This window comes from Burkholderia sp. Ac-20345 (assembly GCF_017104825.1).
Lineage (GTDB): Bacteria > Pseudomonadota > Gammaproteobacteria > Burkholderiales > Burkholderiaceae > Burkholderia > Burkholderia lata_B.
Window position 1 is genome coordinate 1 of record NZ_JAAGPO010000579.1, and the last position, 246, is coordinate 246.

Sequence of the window (246 nt, forward strand, 5' to 3'; positions counted from 1 at the left end):
GGGCCTGAGCACGACGACGAGCAGCGTGTCGTCGTTGTCGACGGGTCTGAGCACGACCAATAGCTCGGTGAGTTCGATTTCGACGGGCTTGAGCACGACGGACAGCAACGTTTCGTCGCTGTCGACGGGCCTGAGCACGACGACGAGCAGCGTGTCGTCGTTGTCGACGGGTCTGAGCACGACCAATAGTTCGGTGAGTTCGATCTCGACGGGCTTGAGCACGACGGACAGCAACGTTTCGTCGCT

General features: G+C 61.0%; 1 protein-coding gene. It reads right to left on the reverse strand.

Going from position 1 to position 246, the window contains the following annotated elements:
• Positions 1 to 246 (reverse strand): hypothetical protein (locus G3O06_RS49905; protein ID WP_277403810.1); only part of this gene is annotated, 246 nt, incomplete at both ends.